General features: G+C 72.5%; 22 protein-coding genes and 1 tRNA gene. 6 read left to right on the top strand and 17 right to left on the bottom strand.

The genetic code is table 11. The features are described 5' to 3' along the window. Positions 1–32: 32 nt before the first annotated feature. Positions 33–1,907 carry a molecular chaperone DnaK gene (dnaK, locus tag Ae150APs1_RS15785; protein ID WP_075298532.1) on the bottom strand — a complete coding sequence of 625 codons (1,875 nt, stop codon included), beginning with the start codon at positions 1,905–1,907 and terminating at the stop codon, positions 33–35. A gap of 778 nt (positions 1,908–2,685) precedes the next feature. Here dnaK and Ae150APs1_RS15790 point away from each other — a divergent pair. The 4 genes from Ae150APs1_RS15790 (at position 2,686) to Ae150APs1_RS15805 (ending at position 5,933) form a co-directional block, all read left to right on the top strand. After that, positions 2,686–3,240: a DUF3558 domain-containing protein gene (locus tag Ae150APs1_RS15790; protein WP_139316934.1), complete on the top strand. Its 555-nt coding sequence runs from the start codon at positions 2,686–2,688 to the stop codon at positions 3,238–3,240. A 72-nt stretch (positions 3,241–3,312) separates the two neighbouring features. Continuing rightward, positions 3,313–3,696 carry a PE domain-containing protein gene (locus Ae150APs1_RS15795; protein WP_139316935.1) on the top strand — a complete coding sequence of 128 codons (384 nt, stop codon included), beginning with the start codon at positions 3,313–3,315 and terminating at the stop codon, positions 3,694–3,696. 9 nt (positions 3,697–3,705) lie between these two features. Beyond that, on the top strand, positions 3,706–5,118 hold the full coding sequence (locus Ae150APs1_RS15800) for a hypothetical protein (RefSeq protein WP_139316936.1): 1,413 nt from the start codon (positions 3,706–3,708) through the stop codon (positions 5,116–5,118). Next, positions 5,115–5,933, top strand: coding sequence for an ESX secretion-associated protein EspG (locus Ae150APs1_RS15805; protein WP_075298544.1), 819 nt, complete (start codon positions 5,115–5,117; stop codon positions 5,931–5,933). The genes Ae150APs1_RS15800 and Ae150APs1_RS15805 overlap by 4 nt, the downstream gene beginning before the upstream one ends. Before the next feature lie 6 nt (positions 5,934–5,939). Here the strand turns inward: Ae150APs1_RS15805 and Ae150APs1_RS15810 are convergent, their stop codons facing one another. The 6 genes from Ae150APs1_RS15810 to Ae150APs1_RS15840 are packed head-to-tail and all read right to left on the bottom strand — an operon-like array spanning position 5,940 to position 13,514. Beyond that, positions 5,940–6,968, bottom strand: a complete 1,029-nt coding sequence (locus Ae150APs1_RS15810; protein WP_060574492.1) for a C40 family peptidase — start codon at positions 6,966–6,968, stop codon at positions 5,940–5,942. After that, positions 6,965–7,561 carry a hypothetical protein gene (locus Ae150APs1_RS15815; protein WP_075302163.1) on the bottom strand — a complete coding sequence of 199 codons (597 nt, stop codon included), beginning with the start codon at positions 7,559–7,561 and terminating at the stop codon, positions 6,965–6,967. The genes Ae150APs1_RS15810 and Ae150APs1_RS15815 overlap by 4 nt, the downstream gene beginning before the upstream one ends. After that, positions 7,551–9,464: a hypothetical protein gene (locus Ae150APs1_RS15820; RefSeq protein ID WP_075298547.1), complete on the bottom strand. Its 1,914-nt coding sequence runs from the start codon at positions 9,462–9,464 to the stop codon at positions 7,551–7,553. Before Ae150APs1_RS15820 ends, Ae150APs1_RS15815 begins: the two co-directional genes overlap by 11 nt. Further along, the gene (locus Ae150APs1_RS15825) at positions 9,461–12,475 is read right to left on the bottom strand and encodes an ATP-binding protein (protein ID WP_249266352.1); all 3,015 of its coding nucleotides are present in this window, start codon (positions 12,473–12,475) and stop codon (positions 9,461–9,463) included. Before Ae150APs1_RS15825 ends, Ae150APs1_RS15820 begins: the two co-directional genes overlap by 4 nt. Further along, positions 12,462–13,238, bottom strand: coding sequence for a hypothetical protein (locus tag Ae150APs1_RS32840; RefSeq protein WP_060574489.1), 777 nt, complete (start codon positions 13,236–13,238; stop codon positions 12,462–12,464). Before Ae150APs1_RS32840 ends, Ae150APs1_RS15825 begins: the two co-directional genes overlap by 14 nt. Positions 13,239–13,241: 3 nt before the next feature. Beyond that, positions 13,242–13,514 carry a hypothetical protein gene (locus Ae150APs1_RS15840; RefSeq protein WP_010244125.1) on the bottom strand — a complete coding sequence of 91 codons (273 nt, stop codon included), beginning with the start codon at positions 13,512–13,514 and terminating at the stop codon, positions 13,242–13,244. Between the two features lie 618 nt (positions 13,515–14,132). On the opposite strand from Ae150APs1_RS15840, the gene Ae150APs1_RS15845 reads away from it, so the two are divergent. After that, the gene (locus tag Ae150APs1_RS15845) at positions 14,133–16,706 is read left to right on the top strand and encodes a heterodisulfide reductase-related iron-sulfur binding cluster (RefSeq protein ID WP_075298558.1); all 2,574 of its coding nucleotides are present in this window, start codon (positions 14,133–14,135) and stop codon (positions 16,704–16,706) included. Positions 16,707–16,778: 72 nt separating this feature from the next. Here Ae150APs1_RS15845 and Ae150APs1_RS15850 read toward each other — a convergent pair whose 3' ends face one another. The 3 genes from Ae150APs1_RS15850 to Ae150APs1_RS15860 are packed head-to-tail and all read right to left on the bottom strand — an operon-like array spanning position 16,779 to position 19,708. Next, entirely contained in the window at positions 16,779–17,873 is a 1,095-nt protein-coding gene (locus tag Ae150APs1_RS15850) for a hypothetical protein (RefSeq protein ID WP_075298561.1), read from the bottom strand. Between the two features lie 52 nt (positions 17,874–17,925). Continuing rightward, on the bottom strand, positions 17,926–18,510 hold the full coding sequence (gene dcd / locus Ae150APs1_RS15855) for a dCTP deaminase (RefSeq protein ID WP_010226059.1): 585 nt from the start codon (positions 18,508–18,510) through the stop codon (positions 17,926–17,928). 25 nt (positions 18,511–18,535) lie between these two features. Further along, entirely contained in the window at positions 18,536–19,708 is a 1,173-nt protein-coding gene (locus tag Ae150APs1_RS15860) for a UDP-N-acetylglucosamine 2-epimerase (protein ID WP_075298564.1), read from the bottom strand. Between the two features lie 163 nt (positions 19,709–19,871). On the opposite strand from Ae150APs1_RS15860, the gene Ae150APs1_RS15865 reads away from it, so the two are divergent. Next, positions 19,872–19,945: transfer RNA gene (locus Ae150APs1_RS15865), tRNA-Gly, on the top strand. A gap of 102 nt (positions 19,946–20,047) precedes the next feature. Here Ae150APs1_RS15865 and Ae150APs1_RS15870 read toward each other — a convergent pair. The 7 genes from Ae150APs1_RS15870 to Ae150APs1_RS15900 all read right to left on the bottom strand — a co-directional run bounded on the left by Ae150APs1_RS15870 (position 20,048) and on the right by Ae150APs1_RS15900 (position 25,481). Continuing rightward, on the bottom strand, positions 20,048–21,220 hold the full coding sequence (locus tag Ae150APs1_RS15870) for a tyrosine-type recombinase/integrase (RefSeq protein WP_075298567.1): 1,173 nt from the start codon (positions 21,218–21,220) through the stop codon (positions 20,048–20,050). Then, positions 21,220–21,450 (bottom strand): helix-turn-helix domain-containing protein, encoded by a 231-nt coding sequence (locus Ae150APs1_RS15875; protein WP_075298570.1) that lies wholly within the window; start codon positions 21,448–21,450, stop codon positions 21,220–21,222. The genes Ae150APs1_RS15870 and Ae150APs1_RS15875 overlap by 1 nt, the downstream gene beginning before the upstream one ends. After that, positions 21,443–22,789 carry a replication initiator gene (locus Ae150APs1_RS15880; protein ID WP_075298573.1) on the bottom strand — a complete coding sequence of 449 codons (1,347 nt, stop codon included), beginning with the start codon at positions 22,787–22,789 and terminating at the stop codon, positions 21,443–21,445. The genes Ae150APs1_RS15875 and Ae150APs1_RS15880 overlap by 8 nt, the downstream gene beginning before the upstream one ends. A gap of 85 nt (positions 22,790–22,874) precedes the next feature. Then, positions 22,875–23,552: a hypothetical protein gene (locus Ae150APs1_RS15885; RefSeq protein ID WP_249266353.1), complete on the bottom strand. Its 678-nt coding sequence runs from the start codon at positions 23,550–23,552 to the stop codon at positions 22,875–22,877. Next, the gene (locus Ae150APs1_RS15890; protein ID WP_075298576.1) at positions 23,549–23,764 is read right to left on the bottom strand and encodes a hypothetical protein; all 216 of its coding nucleotides are present in this window, start codon (positions 23,762–23,764) and stop codon (positions 23,549–23,551) included. The genes Ae150APs1_RS15885 and Ae150APs1_RS15890 overlap by 4 nt, the downstream gene beginning before the upstream one ends. Beyond that, entirely contained in the window at positions 23,764–25,191 is a 1,428-nt protein-coding gene (locus Ae150APs1_RS15895) for an FtsK/SpoIIIE domain-containing protein (RefSeq protein WP_075298579.1), read from the bottom strand. Before Ae150APs1_RS15895 ends, Ae150APs1_RS15890 begins: the two co-directional genes overlap by 1 nt. Positions 25,192–25,292: 101 nt before the next feature. Next, positions 25,293–25,481 carry a hypothetical protein gene (locus Ae150APs1_RS15900; RefSeq protein ID WP_075298583.1) on the bottom strand — a complete coding sequence of 63 codons (189 nt, stop codon included), beginning with the start codon at positions 25,479–25,481 and terminating at the stop codon, positions 25,293–25,295. Positions 25,482–25,484 lie beyond the last annotated feature (3 nt).

Here is a 25,484-nt window from a genome sequence, read left to right on the forward strand (position 1 = left end):
GACCGTCCTGTCCTCTGGATGGCCGCCGGCCGTCACTTGTCGCCCTTGGCGTCCTTGTCGTCGTCCACGATCTCGGCGTCGACGACGTCGTCCTGCTCCTGCTGCCCACCGGCAGCGCCACCGGCGGCGTCGCCGTCGGCCGCACCCGCGGCACCGTCGGCGCCCGGCTGCGAGTACAGGGCGGACCCCATCTTCTGGGACTCGGTCGCCAGCTTCTCCATCGAGGACTTGATCGCCTCGTGGTCGGTGCCCTTCAGCGCCTCCTGGACCTCGCCCAGGGACGCGTTCACCGACTCCTTGACGTCGGACGGCAGCTTCTCGCCGTTCTCCTTGACGAACTTCTCCGTCTGGTAGACGAGGGTCTCCGCCTGGTTGCGGGTCTCGGCCTCCTCGCGGCGCTTCGCGTCCTCCTCGGCGTGCGCCTCGGCCTCCTGCACCATGCGGTCGATGTCGTCCTTGGACAGCGCCGACCCGCCGGTGATCGTCATCTCCTGGCTCTTGCCGGTGCCCATGTCCTGCGCGGACACGTTGACGATGCCGTTGGCGTCGATGTCGAAGGACACCTCGATCTGCGGGACGCCGCGCGGGGCCGGCGCGATGCCGGTCAGCTCGAACATGCCGAGCTTCTTGTTGTACGCGGCGATCTCGCGCTCGCCCTGGAAGACCTGGATCTGCACCGACGGCTGGTTGTCGTCCGCGGTGGAGAAGACCTCCGAACGCTTGGTCGGGATCGTGGTGTTCTTCCCGATCAGCTTGGTCATGACGCCGCCCTTGGTCTCGATGCCGAGGGACAGCGGGGTGACGTCCAGCAGCAGGACGTCCTTGACCTCGCCGCGCAGCACGCCGGCCTGCAGGGCGGCGCCGGCGGCGACGACCTCGTCCGGGTTGACGCCCTTGTTGGGCTCCTTGCCGCCGGTCAGCTCCTTGACGAGCTCGGTGACGGCGGGCATCCGGGTGGAGCCACCGACGAGCACGACGTGGTCGATCTGGCTCACCGAGATGCCGGCGTCCTTGATGACCTGATTGAACGGCTGGCGGGTGCGGTCCAGGAGGTCCTGGGTGATCCGCTGGAACTCCGCGCGGGACAGCGACTCGTCGAGGAACAGCGGGTTCTTGTCGGAGTCGACCGTGATGTAGGGCAGGTTGATGTTGGTCGAGGACGAGCTCGACAGCTCGATCTTCGCCTTCTCCGCGGCCTCACGGAGCCGCTGCATCGCCATCTTGTCCTTCGTCAGGTCGATGCCCTGGGAGGACTTGAACTTGTCGACGAGCCAGGTGACGATCCGCTCGTCCCAGTCGTCGCCACCGAGGTGGTTGTCGCCGTTGGTCGCCTTGACCTCGACGACGCCCTCGGCGATCTCCAGCAGGGACACGTCGAACGTGCCGCCACCCAGGTCGAAGACCAGGATGGTCTGCTCCTTCTCGCCCTTGTCGAGGCCGTAGGCCAGCGCGGCCGCGGTCGGCTCGTTGACGATGCGGAGCACGTTCAGGCCGGCGATCTGGCCGGCCTCCTTCGTCGCCTGCCGCTGCGCGTCCTCGAAGTAGGCGGGGACGGTGATGACCGCGTCGGTGACCTCGTCGCCCAGGTAGGACTCCGCGTCACGCTTCAGCTTCTGAAGGACGCGGGCGCTGATCTCCTGCGCGGCGTAGGTCTTGTCGTCGATCTCCGGGGTCTTCCAGTCGGTGCCGATGTGGCGCTTGACCGAGCGGAAGGTGCGGTCGGAGTTCGTGACGGCCTGGTTCTTCGCGGACTGACCGGTGAGAACCTCGCCGTTGCGGGCGAACGCGACGATGGACGGAGTGGTGCGTGCACCCTCCGAGTTCGCGATCACCGTCGGCTCGCCACCCTCGAGGACGGCGACGACGGAGTTGGTGGTCCCGAGGTCGATCCCGACCGTACGAGCCATGGTGACTGCCTCCGTGTTGATGCGTGCGAGTCGATACTTGCGGGGGGTGAGTGCCTCCGGCTCAAGTTCTATCAGACCGGGGAGCGGTCCGGGGTCAGATCTTGAGTGGGCGCTGCTCAACTTCTTGGTACCCGATCCAACGGGCGACCATGCAGACTTGTTCCCACTCGACTCAACTTCTCCGGAAACTTTCTCGTTCCCGCTGGTAAGAGACCCGAACCTCGATCGCACAGCAGCCCGCCGATCACCGCCCACGGCCGGACGCGCCACCCCCGGCGCCGCCCGCCACGCCTCCCGGTACCGACAACACGCGCCCCTGCCCCCGACCGCACAGCCTGTCCGCAGTCGCACAGGTTCAGGGCTTGCCGCATTGGTTCCGTCCTGTGCGGAGGGACCACAACCTGTGCGGTCGTGGTGGGGATGGGGGTCGGTGGCCTGGAGGATCACTGGCACGACCGTCCCGGCGCAGCATGTCCGTCCTTGTGTCTCGCCGCGCAGGCCCTCCCGGTCCCCGCGTCGGATTGCGGCGGAGCCGAAGAGCCGCGACCGACGGCCGTGGCCGGATTCGGAGCCGTCGAAGGCACGTCCGACGGTGACACGGCACCGCTCGGCCAACCGCACAGCCTGAACCGCGACCGCACAGGATTCAGGGCTGCCGCACCGATTCCAGCTTGTGCGGCGAGCCCGCAATCTGTGCGGCTGTGGGGTGCGGGAAAGCGAGTCCGGTGAGTCGACGGGGCAGTTAGTCTGTGGTTTCCCGCCTGCTCCGGAGGATCACGTGGCTGTCCCGGTCCGGTCTCGTATGTCCGTCTTTCTTGTCGCACTCACCGTCGGTGCTGTCCTCAGCGGATGCGGCGGATCGGAACCCGCCGGCCCGTTCCCTGATCGGCCGCAGGACATCGACATCGCACAGCTCGACCCGTGCGCCCTGCTGCCTCCCGGCGAACAGGCTCGACTCGACGTCGAGACGGGAGAGCCGAGCGAGAATCTTCTCGACGAAGGGGCCCGCGCCCGAAACTGCGGGTGGAACAATTTCGACACGGGGGTCAGCTACAGCGTGCAGCTGGTCGGGATCGATGCCGGCAAGGCCGTCGGCGACGACCGGCTGATCACAGTCGTAGGTGGATTCGGAGCGGTCCGACAGGTGAATAACGTCGACTCCGCACCGCTCTGCAGCCTCGTCATTGACATGAACGACGGCCAGATGGCTCGGGTCCTTGTCCGCTCGACTCACTATCAAGGCGGTCGGCCCCGACCCATCGCCGACGTCTGCGACGACGCATCCCGACTGGCCGAAACCGTCATCCTCGAATCCCGGCACCTCGCGAGCTGACGCTCGTTCACGGAAGCGAATCGAACCGGCCGATACATCATGGCTGTGAACAGCGAGCCCTAGCATGCCCGAGTGGACAACAATCCTTTGCTTCCGCGCGGAACGGAATCAGACGCGCTCATGGTGCAGATCAACAAGTCGAACGTCCTGGCGGTGCGGAACGAGTTGCGGTTCCAGGCCGAGCAGATGCAGGCAGCGCTGATGCGAGCAGACCACGAGTGCCGCGTTCATCCGTGCGGTCAGGACGTCGTCTCACTCGACGCAGCCTTGTCCTTCGGCCGGAAGGTCGAGCAGATCATCGCCGTGCACACCGCTCACCTCCACGAGATCATCGAAGCGGTCGACCGACTGACCGAGACCGCCCACCACTACGGCTACACCGAGGAAGCGATCACGGCATCCCTGGACGCGGCACGCCCCCGGCTGACCGCGCGCCTCCACGAATACCGCGCGTAGGAGGCGACCATGGCCGTACCTGACATGCCCGTCCTGGGTTGCTACAACTTCGCGGCGTTCGACATGGCGACGAAGTTCGCCTGGGTGAACGGTCAGCCCGGGATGACGGTGGCCCAGCAGACCTCGGACGGTCTCACCACCCTCGCGACCACTCTCGACACGACGCGGCAGTCCACCGACCGCGGGGTCGGGGATCTGGGGGTCTCGTGGACCGGCCGGGCGGGCGACGCCGCCCGGACCTCGCTCGCCACGACGGCCGGTGGGATCGCCGACACCGCCACCGTCGTACGGAACGGCGCGGATCGGATGGCCGACCACGGCCGGTCGTTCGAGGCGATGCGTCGGCAGATCACCTACACGGATCCTGACGACCACACCTGGTTCGCCCGAGCCGTCGACAACGGCAGCGAGGCGTGGCACTCCCTGTGGGGCAGGGGCGACGACCACGTCACGATCGCCGAGCACAACCAGGCCAACGACGAGGTCGCCAACCGCGCACTCGCCCGGTACCAGAGCGAGACGTTCGAGACCGACAGCCGTTTCACCACGGCGACGGCACCCGCGGGGGTCTCGCCCGGCCAGGGAGCGGGTCCCGGATCCGAAGGATCAGTGGCCGGTGGCGGGGACCGAGGCGGTGGGGTGTCCGGCGGTGTCGCAGGTGCGGGTGGTGGATCAGGCATCGGCGGCGCGGGCGGTGGCACGGTCGGTGGAGGCTCGAGCGGGCCCGTCCCCGGCCCCGGGACATCCGGCGGACCCGCCCCGGTGGGCGTCACCCCCGCCCCCACACCTCCTGGGCCGGACCGCGCGACCCCTGGGGCGACCTCACGCGGGAGACCCGGCCCGGACCGGACCACCCCGTCGGGACACGTGCCCGGGGGCGGCCAGGACCTGACACGGCTGCCCGGCACGGGTGGCGGGGACATCGGCACCGACCGGTACCCGTCCCCGTCCGACCGGGCGTTCCCCGCCCCGGTCCCCACCGTCGGCGCCCCCGACGCCGCGCGGGCCCGCGACGAGCGCGCCGCCCGGTTCGCCGAGGAGGCACGGAGGCACCAGCTGCCGACCGGGCCGCGCGGCGGGGTGCCCGTCGCCGGCCGCGGCTCCGGCGGCGGGCTCGCCGAACCGTACCCGCCGACCGCGGGCCGCCCGGGCGGCGGATCCGCCGGAGGGTGGGGCACGGAGCCCCGCGGCCCCGGCGCCCGCGGCGGGTTCGGCGAGGCCCACCCGCTCCGGGCCGCCGATGCCGGGGCCGCCCGCGCCGCGACGGGTGCGGGCGGCTACGGCCCGATGGCCGGTGGCGTCGGCGGCGCCCGTGACGGGCAGGACCACCGCAACCGCTACGTCGTCCCCACCGACGAGGTCTTCGCCGTCGAGATCACCGCCATCGACGCCGTCCTCGGTCCCGACGAGGACCCACGATGATCGACTGGAGGCGGGCCACCGTCCTCACCGCCACCGAGTTCGACGTCGCACGGGACCTGCTCGACCTCGGTCGCAACCCCGCGGTCCTGGGGCTGCTCAGCCCTGGTCCCACCGACGTCGAGCGGGCTCGGGTCGTCCGCGGGGGGATCGCCGCGCTGGCCGCGCGCGGGCTCGTCGCCGACGGAGGGTTCCTGCCCGCACTGGCCGACGACCTCCGCACCGTGGTCGGGGCCGAGTTCCAGCACGACCTCGTCGTCGCCCCGCCGTCCCGGCAGCGAGCGGTCGTCGGACACCGCGCCGGACGGGCCGTGCTGGCGACCCGCATCGGCGACGAGGTGGCGCTGCTGCGGATCCGGCCGGAGGACGCCGCCGCGACCCTGGTGTCGCTGCTCGGCCCCGTCGTCGCGGCACCGGGACCGACCGTGCGGATCCCGGCAGGGGTGCTGGCCGACGCCGTCGCCGCGGCCGGGTACGACGGCGCGCGGTTCGTCACGGAGCTGCTGCGGCGCGGGTGCACCGGCGCCGAGGCCGACCTCGTCCGGCGGATGGGGGAGATCGACGGGATGGCACAGCTCGGCGCGGGCAGGCGAGGGCCGGACCCGTGCCGGGCACCGGGCGTCCTGCTGGTCCACGCGACGGCGGAGGGCTGCTTCCACCAGCGCCGCCCCACCCCGGCCGTCGTCGGCGGGGCGCTGCCGGACGGTGCGACGGTCCACGCCGGTCCGGCCGACGGGCCGCTCCTCGTCGGCGAGCTGGAGCGGCTCGCGGACGCGGCGCGGTGTCGCCGGGCGCGCGTCGGGCCCGTACGGAGCTGACCTGCCCTACGCCGGGTTCGGCGTCGTTCCCGGCCGGGTGGCCAGCGGGACCAGGTCCTCGAAGTCCCACGGCACCGGCTGCACCCGCACCGGATGGTCCTTGTTCGGCGCCTCGACCATCTTGTCGTCGCCGATGAACATCGTGACGTGGTAGATCGTCGACGGGTCCGACGTGTCGTGGGCGTAGAACAGGAAGTCGCCCGGCTGCACGTCCCGGTTGGGCAGGTGCCCGCCGGAGTTGTACTGGTCGCGGGAGACCCGCGGGATGGTCATCCCGGCCGCCTCGTAGGCGCGCATCAGCAGCCCGGAGCAGTCGTAGGCGTTCGGGCCGGTCGCGCCCCACACGTAGGGCTTGCCGAGCTCGCGCAGCGCGAAGCCGATCGCGGCGCCGGCCGCGCCGGGGGGCAGCGCACCCGTCGTCCCGGGCTCGCACCCGGTCGGGTTCGCGACGTCACCGACCTGCTCGACGAGCGCTGCGGCGAGGGGCTCCCACTTGGCGTAGGCGTCGGGGAAGGCCGAGCGCTGCACGGTCTGCGCGGCGACCGTGATCGGCATGCTCTCCCAGCCGGGCACCTCGAGCAGCCGCTCGTAGAAGATCCGGCTGCTGTACGCCGGATCGGTGACCTGCGCGGGCGTGCCCCAGCCCTGCGACGGCCGCTGCTGGAACAGGCCCAGCGAGTCACGGTCGCCGTAGTCGATGTTGCGGAGGGTGGACTCCTGCATCGCGGTGGCCAGCGCCACGAGCCACGCGCGCGGCGGCAGGTCCATGTCCTTGGCGACCGAGATGATCGACGAGGCGTTCTGGCGCTGGTCGTCGGCCAGCGTCTCGATGGTCGCGCCACCGCCCCCGCGTCCGACGGTCGCCGTCGAGATCCCGGTGTCGCACCATGCGGAACCGCCGGTCCGCCCGCCACCGATGTTCGGGCTGAACGCCAGGAACCCGACGGTCAGGAACAGGACCAGCGCCATCCCGATGGCGACGAACGGCAGCAGGAGCCGCAGCGGGCGCAGCGCCCGGGTGACCGGTGTGCTCATGCCCGGTCGTAGCGGGACACCTTCCAGCCCGCCTCGGTGTCCACGACCAGGATCGTCAGCCGGATGGAGTCGGTGGGGACCTCGACCTCGACGCTCTTGGGCGCGACCCGGACGGGCGTGGCCGCGCCGGTCACCCGGGAGGCCGGGACGTTGGCCGGGTCGACGCCCGCGAGCACACCGAGGAACTCGTCGGTCGTGTACGGGCGCAGGCCGGCCACCCACTGCTGCGTCGTCATGCCCTCGGGGTGGTTCACCCAGGCCGACGCCCAGACCCGCGCGACCTCGAGCGCCTGGGGCGGCGCCTGGTCGACCGGACGGGACTCCGGGGTCAGCGGGGACACCGGGGGCAGCATCGTCGGCGTCGGCGTGGCGGAGACACCGGAGCCCTGCTCCCACCGCTCGCCCTGACCGCCGCCGGCCAGGAGACCACCGCTCGACGCGCCGCCGCCGACCTGGCCGCCGACCAGGACCAGCCCGAACACGAGCCCGCCGATCAGGACGACGGTCACGGCCAGCCGGGCGGGTGAGCGCAGCGGCCACTGCCAGATGATCCGGTAGGCGGCCGTCCGGCCGCGCGGGGACCTAATCGGCACGGCCACCGTCCCGGCCGTCGGCGGTCCGCGCGGCGCGCGGACGGTAGATCTTGTAGACGGAGACGCCGTCGACCAGCTCGGGCGTCACCGGCGACGGGTCGCCGGGGCGGCGGGCGGACGCCTCGTCGCGACGGTAGATCGACCGGTCGTCGATCTCGCCGGGGTCGGTCCGGCCGGGGACGGCCGGGCCGGTGCCGGGGCGTCCGGACGCGCCGACCGGCAGCTGCCCGCGACGCGGTTCGGCGATCCGGTTGCTCTCCTGCCGGCCGGGGACCTCCGGCTGCGGCCTGCGGCGCCACGAACGGGCACCCGGCCCCGCGACCGTCTCCGCCTCCGGCCGGGCGGCGTCGGGATCACCGGCGCCGGGACCGGTGCCGCGCTCGGACCACCAGCGGGACTGACGCTCGTCGCCCGGCAGCGGACCGCGCATCCGGTTCCAGACCTTCGACATCGGCCCGTCGCCGACGCCCGGGACGATCCCGCCGAACTGTTCCCGGGTCAGCGACACCATCGACACCAGCCGCCGGAACGGCCGGGCGACCGCCCACATCACCAGGGTCACGACCCCGGTGACCAGCAGCGCCAGCCACAGGTCGATCCCGGAGCCGGGGGCGAACAGCGACACCACGAGCAACGCGTGCAGGCCCGCGAGCGCGCCCACGACGAGCGTGTTGACGACCGCCGCACCCGCGATGCGCAGGATCGCCGGGATGACGTCCGGTTTCAGCAGCGCGACCACCGCGACCGCCGGCGCACACACCACCAGCAGTCTGATGATCAGCAACGCGACCAGGACCAGGACCTTCGCCAGGAGCTGGAAGAGCGCGATGCAGGCCGCCTGGACGAGGGCCAGCGTGCCGGCGCCGATCCGGCTGCCGGTCGCGCCCGTGAAGTAGGCGTAGCGGTCGCCCATCCGGTCGGCGATCGCCGAGTAGTCGGCCTTCTTCCGCTCGGCCGTCTCGGAGGTGTCCTGCCCCTGGTCGATCGCGTCGATGGTGAACGCCTGGGCACGCAGGAGGTCACGCCCGAGCTCCTGGGCCTGCGGGACGTCCGGCGCGCCGAAGGTCCCGCGCAGCCAGTTCTGGTAGGCGACCTGGTCCACGAGAATCGTCGGCAGGGTGTCCCGGGTGCCGAGCCCGATCTGGCCGAGGAAGCCCTCCTGCATCTGCGTGACGCCGTCGAGCAGCAGGTCGTCGGCGGCCCGCGACCAGTTCACCGGGGCGAGATAGGCCGCGGAACCGATCATCAGGGCGAGCACCGCGATCGCGGTGCGCTGGGCCTGGCGGGCGAGGTCGCCGCGCATCGCGAGGAGCAGGACGATGATCGCGAACCCGAGCAGGGCGAGCCCGACCCAGGTGGTGAAGACCGTCTCGTACATCGCGCGGGTCGCGGTGGAGATGACGGTGTCGAGCGGCTCGAACAGCGCGCCGCCGTCGGCGATCAGGTAGTGCGCCCAGTTGACGCCACCGACGCTGAGCTTGGCCAGGTTGAAGACCTGGTTGCCGAGCCAGGTGTCGGTGGTGACCGACGGGTTCAGCACCCCGGAGGCGGCGCAGCCCAGGTCGTAGTTGTGCCAGACGAGCCCGGCGTAGCCGACCTCCTCGTAGACGCTGCCGAGCTCACCGTGCAGCGCGGACGGCCGGTCGAGCGAGCCCACGAGACCGGTCCCGGGCCGGTCCGGTTCCGGCGGGGTCTTGCAGTCCAGGGCCTGGGCCATGGCGGGGGTGCCGACGAGGATCGTGCCGACCGCCAGCGCGGCGACCACCAGGACCGCCCGGCGGCGTGGCCGGCGCGGCGGCCGCTCGGTGCGCGTCCGGCGGACCGCGACGACGACGGCCGCGAGCACGATGCCGAGGACGACCCAGACACCGGCGCCACCGGACGGATCCAGCCCGGCCGTCACCGCCCGTCCCCGCCGGGATCGGGCGGGTCGTGGGCGTCGGCGCGCGATGCGGCCGGTCGGTGCCCGTTGCCGGCGGGACCGTGCCCGCCGTCGTCGTCCGGGGGCGGGGGTTCGTCGACGATCCAGTCCTCGTCGTACTCGTCGAGCAGGTCGATCTGCTCATCGTCGTAGAGCTCGGTGGAGGACCCGGTGCCGGGCGAGACGACCTGCACCCCGCCGGCGCGGACCCGTCCGGCCAGCACCGGATCGGTCTCGCCGGGTCCGATCCGGGTGTCGACGTCGAGGTCGTCGCCGTCGAGATCGGGCAACGCCGGGGCCGGCGGTACCTGGCGGGCGGCGGGCAGCGGCGTGGGCTCGTCCGGGGCGTTGATCTCCGGGCCGGACGGCGGGCGGGGCGCGGTGGCACGGGCGGCGTCCGGGTTGGTGTCGAGTGCCTCCCGGATGTGCTCCAGGTGCGGGGCCTCCAGGTCGATCCGGATCTTCTCGACGCCACCGTGCCCGTCGGCGAAGACGAACTGGCGCGGTGTGTCGTCCGGCCGGTCGTCGTGCCGGGGGCGCGGCGAGAGTGTCCCGAGCATCTCCTCGTAGCCGACGTCGGTGGGCACCCGCAGCAGCCGCAGCGCCTCGGACTGGGCCTCCTCGTCGTCGGTGCGGCCGACGAACACGGCGTTGACCAGCGACGCGAACCCGGAGACCCGCAGCAGGTCGCCGGCCAGCTGGGACGCGAACAGCGCCCGGACGTTGAACTTCCGGGAGTCGCGGGCGAGCCGGTCGATCAGCACCTTGCCGGTGGGCACCTGGGACAGGAAGTGCGTCTCGTCGAGCGCGACGCCCTTGCGCAGGTTGCGGTCGGCGTCGTAGATCGTGCGCTGGGTCAGCCAGGACGCCAGGTTCAGCAGCTCCACGCCGAGCGACTCGTTGTCGGTCCACTCCTCGCGCGGGCTGCCCGGCCGCGGCAGTGACAGGCCCTGCATGGTCAGCACGGTGAGGCGGTAGTCGCGGTCGGCGTGCCACGGGTCGGCCCGGGTCTCGTCCGGGAAGAGCAGCGCGGCCTGCGGAAGCTCACGGCGCTCGTCGAGGAAGTCCGCGACGACGCCGGCGTGCTCCTCACCCTCGGACGCGTGCCGACGCAGGGTGTCGATGACCATGCCGGGGTGCCGGTCGGGCGCGCCGCCGACCTCGCGTACGGCACGCAGCAGCACGATCCGGGTGTGCGGCTGCCGGGAGATCTCGTAGGGCAGGAGGCCGGACAGCACGTCCAGCACCAGACGACGACGGGTGGCCGCCGCCAGCGAACGTTCCCGCTTCCAGGCGCGCTCGGGGTCCTCGTCGTCGGCGAAGTGGTCCGGGCGGGGTTCGGCGACCACCCGGTACGGGTTCAGGATGCCCGGGTCGGCGCGCAGCAGGTTGATGTGCCGGGAGAACGGCGCCAGCTCCGGGAGCCGGGTCAGCTCGGCCAGCGGACCGGACGGGTCGAGCACCGTCCAGCGTGCCCCGCCGCGCAGCGTCTTGTAGACGACCAGCCCGGTCAGGAACGACTTCCCGGAGCCCAGGCCACCGACGATCGCGGTCAGGCCGGACGCGCGCCGCACCTCCTGCGCGAGCCACGGGTCCCAGGCCACCGGACGCCGGGTCGCGGTGCAGGTCTCGCCGAGCATGATCCCGCGCCGGTCGCCGACGCTCGCGGTCGCCGCGGGGACCGCGGCCGCCGCCCACGTGACGGAGCCGCGCCGGCGGTAGGCCGTCGACGCCAGCGGCTCGCCGGGGATGAACTCACGGGCGTAGCGGTACTGGGCCTCGGGGTGCTCGATCTGCACCTTCGGCCGGTACATGTCGACGATCTGCTGGGCGCGGGTGGTCGCCTCGGCCTCGTCGCGGCCGGAGACGGCGATCCGCCACCAGCCGTACAACCGGGTGTTCATCTGGGTGAGCCCGGTGGTGAGCTCGTCCTCGACCTCGAGCACGCGGTCGGCCTGGCGGGCCAGCGACATCGGCGGGTCGAGGTCATGGTCGTGGGTGTAGTGCCGGATCTGGCTGCGCACCTTGCCCATCTGGCGCTGCAGCTCGCCCGTGACGTCCTCCGGGCGCCGGATGTAGATCCGCGCGGACCACTCGACCGGGAACGGCAGGCGGTCGGAGTGCTGCATCCACGGGTCGTCGATCTCGGGGATCCGCAGGCCCTCCATCAGGCCCACCGAGAGCACGGCGACGTTGCGGGACACGGCCTGCGACCGCATCCGTCCCACCACCTGGACGGTCGGGGCGTAGGGCTCCTGGTGCAGGTCGACACCCTCGGTGAAGGCGGCGAGGTCCTCGGCCTCCCAGGTGGAGACCCCGCGCGGGACCGACGACAGCCCGCGCGGCGCCGGCAGCCCCAGCGCGACGGAGCGGTGCATCAGCCAGGCCATGTCCTCGGAGCTGGCCGGTACGGCGTCGAGCCCGGAGCCGGCGACCAGGACGTCGAGGTGGCTGACCTCGGACTCCAGCGCGGCGAGCTCGGCCCGCACCGCCGACGGCGCGATCCGGTCCAGCACCGGCGCGGCGCGCTCCACCCAGCGGTCCAGCAGGCCGCGTCCGGACACCTCGATGCCGAGGAAGACCTCCTTGTCGGCCATCGACAGGCCCATCAGGTGGCGCTGCTCGCCCTCCAGGAAGCCGTCCCAGCCCAGCGCGCCGGGCACGTCGGGCATCCGGCCGAGCGCGTTCTGGTCGAACGACTCCGCCCACATGTGCACCGGGTACGGCCGCGTCGTGACGCGCAGGTGCACCCAGCGGCCCTGCATCTCCCCGAGCTGCGCGGCGATCTGCCGGATCAGCACCTCGCGCTGGCCGTCACTGCGGAAGCTCCAGGCCTGCGCGGCGAGCCGGTACCAGGCCATGACCTGGGTACCGGTGCGCGTCAGGTGGCCGTCGATCGAGCGCAGCGCGATCGACGGCGTGTAGCCCGAACCGCCCTCGCCGGCACGGGCGCGGCCACGCCGCCGGCGGGACGTCCGCTCAGGTGCGGCCACGGTGGCCACCCTTGCGCCACGGCTCCGGACGGCTGACGCGGGCCGGGGTGGTCGCGCCGCGGCCACGGCCCCGCCCGCGGGCCCGGCGGAACCGGCCCTGCCGCGGGGCGCTGCCCGGCTCGGGCAGCGGCGGGACGACACGTTCCGGCTCGGCCTGTGCCGGGACGACCGGGACGGCGGGCTCGGTCTCGCCGGTCACGTCCACGACCGTGCCGCCGGCGGGGGACCGGCGCGGTGTCGTGGCGGGACCGGCCGCGGCACCGACGAGCGCGCCCTTCGTGGCGACCGGGCGTCCGAACTGCCCGCCGGTGGCGGGGGAGGTGTCGGGCAGCGCCGGCGCGGCAGACCGGTCGGCGACCTTCCAGGGGCGCGGCCGGCCCCCGCGGGGCGGCTGCCCCGGGTGCGCGCGCGACGTGCGGACCCGGACGTGCCCGGCCCGCACCGACCCACCACCCGAACGACGACCCGCACGCGGCCCGGTGACCTCGGCCCAGAACTGGCCGAGCACCTGACCGAGCGGACGCTCGTAGTCGATCTTCTTGCCGAGGAAGCGGGTGATGGCGACGGTGCCCACGAGCGCCCACGCGACCGAGAAGAAGTCGAGCCCGATGCCCAGCCTGCGCTGCACCATCATGATCAGCATGATCACGAGCAGCCCGACGCCGTAGCTCACGTACCGGGCCCGCCAGGGGAAGGTGGCGCGCGGTGGGCCGAGCCAGACGGCGTCGACCCGGTAGACCTCGTCGTCCGTGCGAACGAGCACGGATCAGCCCGTGGAGACGAGGAGGTTGGCCAGCGCCTGGCCGACCGCGGGACCGTTGCCGGTCACGGCGATGCCGAGCGCGATGAGGCCGACCAGCAGGCCGACGCTGCGGCGGGCGACGCCCGCGTTGTCACCCCTGCCACCGATCCAGAGCAGGATCACGGCGATCGCAAGCAGGATCAGCGGAACGATGTTGTTCGTGATCCAGTCACGGAGGTTGACCGTCGTGAGCTCGCCCTGGGCCAGCACCAGCTGGATCGCCTCGTGCGAGGTCATCTCAGCTCCTCCTTGCGGAATCCACTCGTCCGAATCGCTCCCGCAGGCGAGTAGACCACGAGACCCGGCGGTGATAATAGACGAGTGACCCGTACGCCCGGTGTGAACGCCACGCACCGCATCCGGGTGGACACGGTCGGCCGAACGGTCGAGCACGCTCCGGGGCGTGACTCGTACCTCATATCGGGCACCCCGGTGGGATCTCCCCACCCGCGAATGTCATGGTCACGGGTGGCTACTGTTCGGTAACAAAGCACCACCCGTCGGGAGGTGGGGCAGCGCGCGCCGCGTCCACGCGCACTACCCTTCGCCCGACCGCCGTCGCGTCCCACCACAGCAACGCGACGGCGACGTCCGAGGAGGCACTGCGATGGAGAGGCCCGCCCGGTCCCGGCGGCACGGTCCGCCGTGCCCGCGTGACCCCCGGCCCCGCGCGGCGACCTCCCGGACCGGCTCCTCGATTCCCGTCCCGTTCCGCCTCGACGTCAGTGCCGACGCGCGCCCCGTCATCGCTCTCTGCGGTGCGACGCGCCTCGGCGCCTCCCGTCACCGGCCGGCACGGCCCCGCACCGCGCTCGGGCCGGGACCACTGGGCGTTCTACAGGGAGGTTCCCCCGCATGACCTGGGTGCAGTACACGTTGGGCATCGTCACGGTGCTGTCGGCGATCGCCGCGGTGGCGCTGGTGTGGCGCACGGTCGCCTACATGGTGAGCGTCATCCGGCTCGGTGAGCAGGACGCGACGCGGATCGGGCCGTTCGGGCCGCGGTTCGCGACGATGCTCAAGGAGACCCTGGGTCACACCAGGATGCTCAAGTGGAGTCACGTCGGTGTCTTCCACTGGCTGGTGATGGTCGGGTTCGGCGGCCTGTTCCTGGCGCTGATCGAGGCGTTCGTCGAGGTCTGGAACCCGACGTTCCACCTGCCGCTGCTGGGTGAGTGGAGCGTCTACTCCCTGTTCGTCGAGATCCTCGGTGTCGGCACGGTGGTCGGCATCGGCGTGCTGATCGTGATCCGGCAGCTGAGCAACCCGCGGACCAAGGGCCGCATGTCGCGGTTCTACGGCTCGAACCAGGGCCGGGCGTACTTCGTCGAGGCGATCGTGTTCCTCGAGGGCCTGGGCATCCTGGTGGTGCGTGGCGCGAAGGACGCGCTGGGCGTGTTCGACGTCCCGACCTGGTCGGCGCCGGTGTCCAAGGCGCTGGGCACGATCCTGCCCGCGTCGCCGACGCTGGTCACGGTGTTCGCCGCGGTCAAGGTCCTCTCGGCGACGATCTGGCTGATCGTGATCGCGGCCAAGCCGACGATGGGTGTGGCCTGGCACCGGTTCACCGCGTTCCCCAACATCTACTTCAAGCGCGACGACGACGGCCGCAAGGCACTCGGCGCGACCCGGCCGATGATGTCCAAGGGTCAGGTCCTGGAGCTGGAGGAGGCCGACCCGGACGAGGACACCTTCGGTGTCGGGCGGGTCGAGGACTTCACCTGGAAGGGCCTGCTCGACTTCACGACCTGCACCGAATGCGGTCGTTGCCAGTCGCAGTGCCCGGCGTGGAACACCGAGAAGCCGCTCTCGCCGAAGCTGCTGGTCAACGCGCTGCGCGACCACGCCTACGACAAGGCGCCCTACCTGCTGGCCGGCGGTTCGACCGACATGGCCGGCGACGAGGTCGGCATCACCGGCGACGACGCCGAGGCCCGTCTGGCCGCGATCCCCGAGGCCGCCCGCAAGGAGGCCGAGCGCCCCCTGATCGGCGGCGAGGACGTCCTCGGTGTGATCGACCCGGACATCCTGTGGTCCTGCACCATGTGCGGCGCCTGCGTCGAGCAGTGCCCGGTCGACATCGAGCACGTCGACCACATCGTCGACATGCGCCGCTACCAGGTCCTGATCGAGTCCGAGTTCCCGACCGAGCTCAACTCGCTGTTCAAGAACCTGGAGAACAAGGGCAACCCCTGGGGCCAGAACGCCAAGGACCGCCTGGAGTGGACCAAGAGCCTCGACTTCGAGGTCCCGGTCGTGGAGAGCGAGCTGCCCGCCGAGACCGAGTACCTGTTCTGGGTCGGCTGCGCGGGCGCGTTCGACGACGGCCAGAAGAAGACCGTGCAGGCCACCGCGGAGCTGCTGCACCGCGCCGGGGTCGACTTCGCGGTGCTCGGTTCGGGCGAGACCTGCACCGGTGACCCGGCCCGTCGCTCGGGCAACGAGTTCGTGTTCCAGATGCTGGCCCAGCAGAACGTCGAGACCCTCAACGGCGTGTTCGAGAAGCGCGAGGCCGGGACCCGCAAGATCGTCACGACCTGCCCGCACTGCCTCAACACCCTGGGCCGGGAGTACCCCCAGCTCGACGGGCGCTACGAGGTCGTGCACCACACCCAGCTGCTGAACAAGCTGGTCCGGGAGAAGAAGCTGGTCCCGGTCAACGCCCCCGCGGGCGAGGAGACGGGCCCGGTCACCTACCACGACCCCTGCTACCTGGGCCGGCACAACGAGGTCTACGAGGACCCCCGCGACCTCGTCGGCGCCGCCGGGGCGACGCTGTCGGAGATGCCGCGGCACGCCGACCGGTCGATGTGCTGCGGTGCCGGTGGCGCCCGGATGTGGATGGAGGAGCGCATCGGCAAGCGCATCAACTTCACCCGCGCCAAGGAGGCCGCCGAGACCCTCACGAAGGCCGGCGGCGGGGACGAGCCCTCCGGCACCCTCGCGGTGGGCTGCCCGTTCTGCCGCACGATGATGACCGACGGCGTCAACCAGACCGCCGGCGACTCGGTGCAGGTCAAGGACGTCTCCCAGATGCTGCTCGCCGCCGTGCGGCGCGGCGACCCCGCGCCGGAGCCGACCCCGGAGCCGGTCGTGGCCGCCGAGGCCGGGGACACCGCCGACACCGACGCGCAGGCCGGGAGCGAGCCCGCCGCCGAGCCGGGCGCGACCCCGGAGCAGGAGTCCGAGCCGACGGCCGAGCCGGTCGCCGCCGACACCACCGGTGAGGCCGCGCCGACCACGGAGACCCCGGCCGTCGCCACGCCGGAGCCGGAGGTCGCGGAGGAGGCCGCCCGGCAGGACCCTGCACCGGCCGGGTCCGACGGGGCGTCCAGCACGGGGACGGCGGCGCCGTCGTCGTCCGGGAACGGGTCGTCCAACGGCTCCACCCCGGAGCAGGCGACGCAGGAACGGTCCAACGAGAACTGATCCACCGCACCGACGGCGACGGCCGGGCACCCCACGGGGTGCCCGGCCGTTCCGCGTCGGGAGGGGCTCCGCTCAGCAGGGGGCGAAGGAGCTGACCTGGAAGGTCGGCCGAGCGGCCCCGGTGCGGGTCAGCTCGACCCGCCCGAGCTGCGGGGCCGCCGCACCCCAGGGGGACGCGCAGGCGTCGACGGTCGTGGTGCCACCGGGCGGGACGTCCGGTTCGGACTTCCGGTCCGGACGCGTCGGTTCCGCCCCGGCCGGGAGCCGCGAATGCAGCACGGCGACGGCGTCCTCGCAGGTCGCAGCCCCCGTGGCTGCCCGGAGCTGCGCGACAGCCGGTTCCTGGGCGACCCGGCAGACCCGCGCCGGGTTCCCGTCGGCGACGCCGGTGTCCAGCGTGACCAGCGCGAGCTGCGGCCGCTCCACCCCGAGCTCGGCGCGGAACTGCGCCCCCGCCTGGGCGTCGACCCGCGCCTGGTCCTGCTGGATCTCGGCCGAGCGGAACGTGTAGCCGATCCCGGCCAGCACCAGCAGCACCCCGCCCACGGCGAGGACCCTCCAGCGGGGCAGCAGGAGCAGCCCGGCGACGACGACGCCCGTCGCCAGCGCCAGGCCCCAGGCCCACGGGTTACGCGCGGTGCCGTACACCAGCGCGGCGATCAGCACGACGCCCGCGACGTGCGGAGCCCACCCGAACAGCAGCCGATCGAGGCGCAGCAGGGCGAGCAGGACGAGGGTCCCGAACCCGAGCCCGGCCGGGACCCACCACCGGCCCGGCTCGTCCAGGAACGGGAACAGGAACAGGGCGGTCCCGGCGAGCCCGAGCGCGGTCGCGCCCCGGACGCTGCGGGGGCGGAGCCTGCGCCAGTGCCGCCAGGGGTCCTCGACGGGCTCCTCCGGGGCGGGACGGTCGCGCGGCGGCCCGGCGACCGAGCTGTCGACGGTCCGGGGCGGGTCGTCCCGTCCGGCGGGTGCGGGACGGCGCTCCAGCGCCCGGCCGGGCGGCTCAGCGGGGGCGGCGGTGCCGGGCGAAGCGGTGCCGGGCGAAGCGGTGCCGGACGTGCCGGTGGGTGCGGCAGGCCGTCGGCCCCGGTCGGGACGGCCCGGGCGGCGACGCCCGGTCGCCCACGGGTCGGGGTGCTCCGGGGAGCTTCGCTCGGCGTCCATCACCGGCCAGCGTAGCGATCCGGCGGTCTCTCCCGGGGTACGCGGAACGGGATCAGGTGCGGCGGGTGTCGGTGCGGTGGAAGCTCCGGAAGGCGCGCGACGGAGTCGGGCCCCGCTGGCCCTGGTAGCGGGAGCCGACGCCCTCGCTGCCGTAGGGCCGCTCGGCGGGGCTGGACAGCCGGAACAGGCACAACTGGCCGATCTTCATCCCCGGCCACAGGGTGATCGGCAGGTTCGCCACGTTGGAGAGCTCCAGCGTGATGTGCCCGGTGAAACCGGGATCGATGAACCCGGCCGTCGAGTGGGTCAGCAGGCCCAGCCGTCCCAGCGAGCTCTTGCCCTCCAGCCGGCCCGCGAGGTCGTCGGGCAGGCCGACGCGCTCGAACGTCGAGCCGAGCACGAACTCGCCCGGGTGCAGCACGAACTGCTCCCCGTCGGGTGTCTCCACCGACGTGGTCAGCTCGTCCTGCTGCTGGGACGGGTCGATGTGGGTGTAGCGCGAGTTCTGGAACACCCGGAAGTACCGGTCCAGCCGGACGTCGATGCTGGACGGCTGGAGCATCTCGACGTCCCACGGATCGAGCACGAGCCGGTCGGACTCGATCTCCTTGCGCAGGTCGCCGTCGGAGAGCAGCACCGGGACACCCTAGCGAGCGCGCGGATCACGCCTCGGACGACTCCTCCTCCGTGGCGCTCCCGTCCGCGCTGTGCCGGCCCCCGCCGGTGCCGTCGGGCAGCTGTGGGGAGCGGCAGAGTCCGAACATCCACGCGACCGCCTGCTCGGCCCGGGCCGCCTCGAGCCCGTCCGACGGGGCCGGTCGGCGCCCGTGGTCCCCGTCCATCACCTGCGCGACGGCGGGGACGGCGTCGTGCGCGGCGATGCTGCGGATCGAGTCACCCGGCTGCGGCACGTTCGGGCCGTCCACCAGGACGGCGAGGGTGCCCAGACCGGGGGCGTCGGCGACCAGCTCGTGGTCGTCGCTGATCAGGACGGTCGCGGCGGCCATCACGGCCAGCTCGTCGGGCAGGGCCAGCTCGGGGACGACGGTCACCCGCGGGTGCCGGCCCAGTACCGGCACCGGGTCGGCGGTGGCCTGCGCACCCGTGACGACGAACTCGACCCGCGGGTAGCGCTCCAGCAGGTCCGCCAGCGCGCCGAGCACCGGCAGCGACGACGACCGCTCCAGGTCCACGAGCACCAGCCGCCGCTGCGCGTCGCGCACCCGTTCGAGAACGTCCACACAGCCCTGGTCGGACGGCGCCGGCAGCGAGTTGACCGTGTCGCCGATGGTGAGCACGTTCGGGCCGAGGGGACTGCCCAGCGCGGACCCGCTCGTCGTCAGGAACAGGGACGCCAGCTGCCCGATCACCCGGCGGTGCGCCTCCTGCGGGAACGGGCAGAGCAGGTCGTCGGTACCCATGCCGGCCTGCATGTGCACGATCGGGATCCGGCGCCAGAACGCGACCGTGGCGGCGACGGCGGCGGCCATCCCGCCTCCGTGCACGAGCACCGCGGACGGGTCCTGGTCGACCATCAGCCGGTCGAGCCGGACCAGCAGCGCCGCCGCGACGTCGGCGACGCCGGACGCGACGTCGCTGGGCAGCAGGACCGTGATGTCGGTCGGGACACCGAGGGCCTCGAACGCCTCGTGCACCGCCATCGGGTCGGGCCCGGTCGCGACGGTGATGCCGCGGATCCGGTCCGCGGCGGCGACGGCCGCCGCGACGGGCGCCAGCCGGGCCACCTCGGGGCGGCTCCCCGCGATGAGGAGGATGTCGTGCTCGTGGTCCGTATCGTCGGACCCACCGCCCGGCAGCGGCTCGAACCCGCTCATCGTGGCCCCCTCCAGCCGGCTGACAGACCGACGCCGCGAGTGTGCGTGACGGCCGGTGGAGGGGTCGAGACACCCGCGCCGGGTGGTCGGTTCGTGCGGCGACCGGGCCCGGGTGGCCCGTGACGGGCGGGGAGGGCGTGGTGCTAGGGTGATCTCACGCCGTGCGGATGTAGTTCAATGGTAGAACATCAGCTTCCCAAGCTGAATACGCGGGTTCGATTCCCGTCATCCGCTCCATCAACGAAGGCCCAGGTCAGCGGCAGATTTTCCGCCGAACCTGGGCCTTCGTCGTTCTCGGTGAACGGCCTCGCGTGCTATCCCCGTGCGATTCGGGATGGCTCACCCGGCGACCGGCGGATCGCGCTCGTCGTCCTGGGAGCGCGTGGCCCCACGCCGCTGGTCGTCGACCAGGCCGCTCAGCCCGTCGGCGATCCGGCGGTCGGCCGAGCTGGTCGCGCGCTGGTAGATCAGGGCCGCCCGCATGTCGTCGTGCCCCATCCGGGACATCAGGTCCTTGGTGCTCGCGCCGGTCTGGGCGGCCCAGAGGTTGCCGGTGTGCCGCAAGTCGTGGAAGTGCAGGCCGGGCGCTCCGATCTTCTTCACCGTCTCGACCCATCGGACCAAGTTGTTGAAGTGCGCCCGACGCAGGGCCCCGCCTTTGGGCCCGGTAAACAGCAGCGCGTCCGGGGCCGCGCCGACGTACTCGCGCAGGTGCTCGACCAGCTCCGGGCGCACCGCTGTCGGGATGCTGATCGTCCGGACTCCGGCACGGGACTTCGGCGGCCCGACGACGATCCCGCGGCCGACGACCTCGGTGTGGGCGACGCTGACCCGTACCCAGCTCCCGTCGGGGGCGACGTCCTGCCGTCGCAGTGCTGTCGCCTCTCCCCACCGCAGCGTCGCGAACGCGGTCACGATGATCAGCATCCGTAGCCGCCGGTAGCGCATCGCGTCGGCCAGCTCGAACACCTGCGGCAGCGTCAGGACCGGGCGTTCTGCCGGGTTCTCCTGGTCAGCGCCGCGCACCCGGCACGGGTTCCGGGCGAGGATGCGATCCTCCTCTACCGCGGTGTTCAGCACGGCCCGGAGCAACCGGTACGCCTTGGCAGCCATCGTCTGGGAGACCCCGGCGGCGAGCAGGTCGGCCCGCCACTGCCGGACGAGCGCCGTGGTCAGCTCACCGAGCGCGACCCCGCCCAGAGTGGGGACGATGTGCCGGGCCAGCAGCCACCGGTACAGCTCCACGGTGCGGGGCCGGAGTCCGGCACGCTGCTCGACCCAGCTCTCGGCGTAGTCGACGAGCCGGACCTTGGCCCGGGACGGGTCCGTCCACTCACCCTGACTGATCGTCGCCTCGACGCGGGACAGGTAGACGTCGGCGTCCGCCTTGCGCGCGAAGGTGGTCGATGCGGTCCGACGCTGGCCGTCCGGCCCGAGGTAACTCGCCTGGTAGCGGCCGGACGGGAGCTTGCGGACGTGCCCGAACCGGCGGTGGCCTCGTCGGTTACCCATCAGGCCACACCCCCGAGGTCCCGCCAGACACTCGCGGCGGTCACCGGCTCGACCCGGCCCGCCTGCACGAAGGCGTCGAGGTCGGCGACGGCGAACCGCACATGCCGCCCGACCCGGAAGAAGGTGATCCGGCGTTCGGCGATCAACCGGCGGACGAAGCGCACGGAGGTATTCAGGTGCTCGGCCGCCTGCGGGACGGTCAGGTACTGCGCAGTGGTCGTGTCAGCCACGACGGGGCTCCTTCCTGCTCGTGCGCTGCTCGCGTCGTCGTTCGGCGATGCCGAGGGCGATCTCTCGTTCGGCATCGTTGCGGTGGCCGATGTGGACGACGGCCCAGTCGTTGACCACCAGCACGGAGCCGGGTTCGGCCGGGTTGTCGAGGGCGGCGAGGGTCTGTCCGAGCTGGTAGGTGCGGCGGTCGCCGCGGATGGCGCCGAAGGTGGTCGAGTAGGCGCGGGACTTGGTGAGGAAGTGGCCGCGGAACCCGAGCATGTGGGCCCAGCGGCGCAGGTTCAGGGCCTCGTACTGGTCTTGGCCGCCGAGCTCCCAGGCGGTTTCGATCAGCCGTCGGTGGTGCGGGGTGATGTCGAGGTGGGCGAGGTGGGTGATGTCGCGGATGGGCCGGTCGGTGGCCTCGCTCTTGCCGGTGCCCTTGGTGGCGTACTTGGCGACGTAGGCGGCCAAGGCGGCGTCGATGATCTCGCCGCCGTCGTTCTCCAGCGCGGCGGCTGCGGTGGAGGTGATGGGCCGGGTGTCGACCTGGGAGCCCCACGCGAGCACGAGCGGACTGCCGTCAGGGCGGGTGACGGAGAACGAGATCTCCTGGGCCGCCTGGCGCACCGCGGCGTTGAGGCTGTCGGTGTCGATCCAGGTGGGTGGGCCGGTGACGGGGCCGTCGGGTCCGTCGAGGCGGACGACGGCGTGGAAGTGCACGAGGCCGCGCCGCTGGTACTCGGCGACCTTGGCATACGACAGCCGGGCGTGGGCGGGGAAGTCGCGGACCTTGACGCCGAGGACTCCGGCGAGGAGGCGGCGCAGGCGGATGGTGAAGCGGTTCCAGAGCTTCCCGGCGTGGGCCTGCCAGAGGATCGCGCCGACGTAGTCGTGGGCGTCGGCGTCGGCGGCGGTACCGATCCTCGGGTCGTCGGGGTGGTGCTTGTCGCCGCAGCTGCAGGGGATGACCAGGCCCCTCGGGCTGACGCGTCGGGTGTGGACGGGCCCGAACGAGGGTGCGGTCAGGGTGACGAACACCCGGGGGTGGTCGGTGGCGGTGTCGGGGACGCCCTTTCCGCCGGCCATTCCTGCGCGGATCAGGTGGTAGGCGTCGGAGGCGTAGCGGTCCGAGCAGGCCGGGCAGACGCTCGCGCGGCGGTTGCCGCAGGGGGCGAGGATGTCGCCGTCGCGTTCGGCCAGCACGGTGCCGGTGGCGCGGTCCTGGATGCGGGCCGAGCCGGTGAGGTGGATCGGGGCGGCGCAGCCGCCCAGGGCGGTGACCTCGCGGCGCCAGGTCTGGAAGTTCTCTGACCGGAGCAGGTGGGACAGGTCGTTGTCGTGCTGGGTAGCCGTCATGGCGGCATCCCTCCGGGATGAGCGTGTGGGGTGGATGGCTCCGGCCCCGCCGGGGCTGTGGGTGCTCTGCGGCGGGGCCGGGCCGTCACCGGCGGGGGCGGGCGCGGTGCTCGTGCTCGATCTCGACCGGGCCCGGGCCCGGGCGGTGGCCGTAGTAGCGGGCCAGCAGCCGCCCGGCGGCCCGGTAGGTGGAGGCATGGCCGACGAGGGCGCCGTGGTCGTTCTCGACCCGGTAGCGGCCTGCCTCGCGCAGGACGGTGCCGCCCTGGCTCGTCCCGGCGAGCAGGACCAGCGCCTTACCCGGCTGAACGACGTCGACCCAGATCACCCCACTGGCGCCCTGGCCGGTGGCCCTCTTCGGCTCGGGTGCCGGACGCGGGTCCGGGACGGGCCGCAGGTGGCCCCACCGGGTGACCATGTCCCGGGTCGCCTTCGGGACCAGGACCGCCCGGGCCGGGCCTTCCTGCCCGGCGTGGTGGATGTGGTGGTTGCCGCCGAGCTTGAGGTGTCCGGAGTCGAGGAGTTGGGCCACGGTGTCGCCGTCGTGCCGGGAGACAGCCTCGGCGCACCCGGGCCGGGCAGGATCGGCCTGGATGACCCGGCCGGTGCGCTCGATCACGAAGAACCCGGGGTCCTGCGCGCCTGCCACGATCCGGGCGACCTCGCGCGGGTCCTGTGTGGCGGCCGGGCCATGCTCGGCGTTCTCGACGATGACCGCGCCGCCGAACAAGGCGTCCTGAACGGTGCCGCTCTGGCCGGTCATGCCGACCACCACCAGGTCGCCCGGGCCTCCCAGGCCCACTCACGGGCGAGCTGGCGCACGACGTACCACTCGGTGACCCCGGCAGCGGCGAGCGCGACCCAGAACCAGCCGGAGCCGGTACCGAGGCACCACCAGGCGGCGCCGACGAGCAGCGCGAGCAGCAGGGTCGTCTTGGCCCACATCGCCAGGGCCCACAGCGTCGTGGTGCGCATCAGGCCACGTCCCGTCCGTCGATGGTGATCACGTCGGCGTCCGGCGGCGGCGTGCACCGGGCGACGAGCTCGGTGATGTCGTCGTCGCTGACGTAGGCGGCGCGGAACCGGACCGGCAGCCGTGAGCCGCGGTCGATGACGAACCCGATCCCGGCGTGGCGGGCGTCGCCGGGGATCTCGTCGGCCAGCGCACCCCGCTCCCGTGCACCTTCACCGAGCACCATGTCGACGTGGCTCGCGGCGGTGACGCCGAGGCAGATCCGCTGCGTGAACAGCTCCCGCACGTCGACGACGTCCTTGCTGGGCTCCTGCAGGTAGCCGTGCACAGAGAACAGCGAGGCCCTGCCCTGCGTCATGACCTCCGCCAGCAGCCCGAGGGCGGTGCGGACGGATGAGCGGTCGCCGTAGGCGGTGAGCATCGCCATCTCGTCGATCACCAGCAGCTCCACCGGCGTCGCCACCGATGGCGTTGCAGCCCGGATGTTCTGCTCGCGCATGTCGTCCTGCCAGTCGCGCATGGCGTCGCGGAACTCAGTGAGCAGGTCGAGGGCCTGGGCCATGTCGGTGGCGTAGCGGTGGAACAGCGGGGCACCCTGCTCGGTCTCCACGCCGCCCTTGAGGTCGACCATCCACACGCGCACGACGCCGTCGCGGATGCAGGGCCCGACCCCGCGCAGCGTGGACCACAGGACCGAGCCCTTACCGGCCCCGGACGCTCCGGCGACGAGGCGGTGCCCACCGATCACCGGGGCGGTGAACGCCTCGCCGCGCTCGTTGTCCCCGATCTCCACCGCGCCCAGGTCGACATCTTCGGCGGTCTCGGGGATGTCGGGGGCGGGGATGGTGCGGGTGAACGGCAACTCCCACTCGATGACGATCGCGACCACGCCGGGGCGGTGGCGGGTGATCGCCACCCGGTGCGCGATCAGCGCCTCATAGACCACCGAGGCGCGTTCCTGCCAGTAGGCGACGTCCTGACCGCGGACCATCCGCACGTAGACGGTGTCGATCGTCGGCGAGGACGAGCGGACCCGTAGGACGCGGGGCACGAGCTGGTCTCCGGTGTGGCGGTGCTCGCGGGTCAGACCGCAGTCGGCCATGAGACGGGCCCAGCGGCGGCCCCGGTAGACCGTCCACCGACGCCAGGTCGCCCGCAGCATCGGGGCGGCGAACCGGTCGAACGTCGCCGGGTGTGCCCGGCCCCAGACCACGACGCCCAGCACGAGAGCACCCACGACGGCGCCGGTGACGATCGGGCCCAGCACCACCGCGAGCCCGAGCAGGGCGAGCGGGGCGGCCAGGAACCCGGGGTGGTGGGCGAGCCAGGCGGCGGCCTGGAACTCCCGGCCCGGGGCCCGGGTGGCGCGACCCGACTGTGTGCGGGCGGGCCCGTTGATACGTGTGGCAGAGCTACTACGCTTGGTCATTGCTGCCGGTCCTCACGAGAAGTGGTGTGCGGGTAGCGGGGCGCCCGTCGATCTGTTCCGCCAAGAATCGAGTCCGGCGGGCGCCCCACCACCACGGAGGGTCATTTCTGCTCGCGCAACGCCCCACGCGCCGAATCCAACTGAACGGTCAGGACGGCGACATCACGGGCGAGTTTGTCGTGGGTGTTCTTGAAACCACCCGTCCGATACGGAATCCCGTGCAGCGAGCGCTTCAACTCGCGCATGGCGGCGTCCAGGTCCTCGACGGTGCGATCCACGGCTTTCGACATCGG

The organism is Pseudonocardia sp. Ae150A_Ps1 (genome assembly GCF_001932315.1).
GTDB lineage: Bacteria > Actinomycetota > Actinomycetes > Mycobacteriales > Pseudonocardiaceae > Pseudonocardia.

Coding starts and splice junctions, on each gene's coding strand:
- dnaK (WP_075298532.1), bottom strand. CDS start 1,907: ATGGCTCGTACGGTCGGGATCGACCTCGGGACCACCAACTCCGTCGTC.
- Ae150APs1_RS15800 (WP_139316936.1), top strand. CDS start 3,706: ATGGCCGTACCTGACATGCCCGTCCTGGGTTGCTACAACTTCGCGGCG.
- Ae150APs1_RS15805 (WP_075298544.1), top strand. CDS start 5,115: ATGATCGACTGGAGGCGGGCCACCGTCCTCACCGCCACCGAGTTCGAC.
- Ae150APs1_RS15810 (WP_060574492.1), bottom strand. CDS start 6,968: ATGAGCACACCGGTCACCCGGGCGCTGCGCCCGCTGCGGCTCCTGCTG.
- Ae150APs1_RS15840 (WP_010244125.1), bottom strand. CDS start 13,514: ATGACCTCGCACGAGGCGATCCAGCTGGTGCTGGCCCAGGGCGAGCTC.
- Ae150APs1_RS15845 (WP_075298558.1), top strand. CDS start 14,133: ATGACCTGGGTGCAGTACACGTTGGGCATCGTCACGGTGCTGTCGGCG.
- Ae150APs1_RS15850 (WP_075298561.1), bottom strand. CDS start 17,873: ATGGACGCCGAGCGAAGCTCCCCGGAGCACCCCGACCCGTGGGCGACC.
- Ae150APs1_RS15860 (WP_075298564.1), bottom strand. CDS start 19,708: ATGAGCGGGTTCGAGCCGCTGCCGGGCGGTGGGTCCGACGATACGGAC.
- Ae150APs1_RS15870 (WP_075298567.1), bottom strand. CDS start 21,220: ATGGGTAACCGACGAGGCCACCGCCGGTTCGGGCACGTCCGCAAGCTC.
- Ae150APs1_RS15880 (WP_075298573.1), bottom strand. CDS start 22,789: ATGACGGCTACCCAGCACGACAACGACCTGTCCCACCTGCTCCGGTCA.
- Ae150APs1_RS15885 (WP_249266353.1), bottom strand. CDS start 23,552: ATGACCGGCCAGAGCGGCACCGTTCAGGACGCCTTGTTCGGCGGCGCG.
- Ae150APs1_RS15890 (WP_075298576.1), bottom strand. CDS start 23,764: ATGCGCACCACGACGCTGTGGGCCCTGGCGATGTGGGCCAAGACGACC.
- Ae150APs1_RS15895 (WP_075298579.1), bottom strand. CDS start 25,191: ATGACCAAGCGTAGTAGCTCTGCCACACGTATCAACGGGCCCGCCCGC.
- Ae150APs1_RS15900 (WP_075298583.1), bottom strand. CDS start 25,481: ATGTCGAAAGCCGTGGATCGCACCGTCGAGGACCTGGACGCCGCCATG.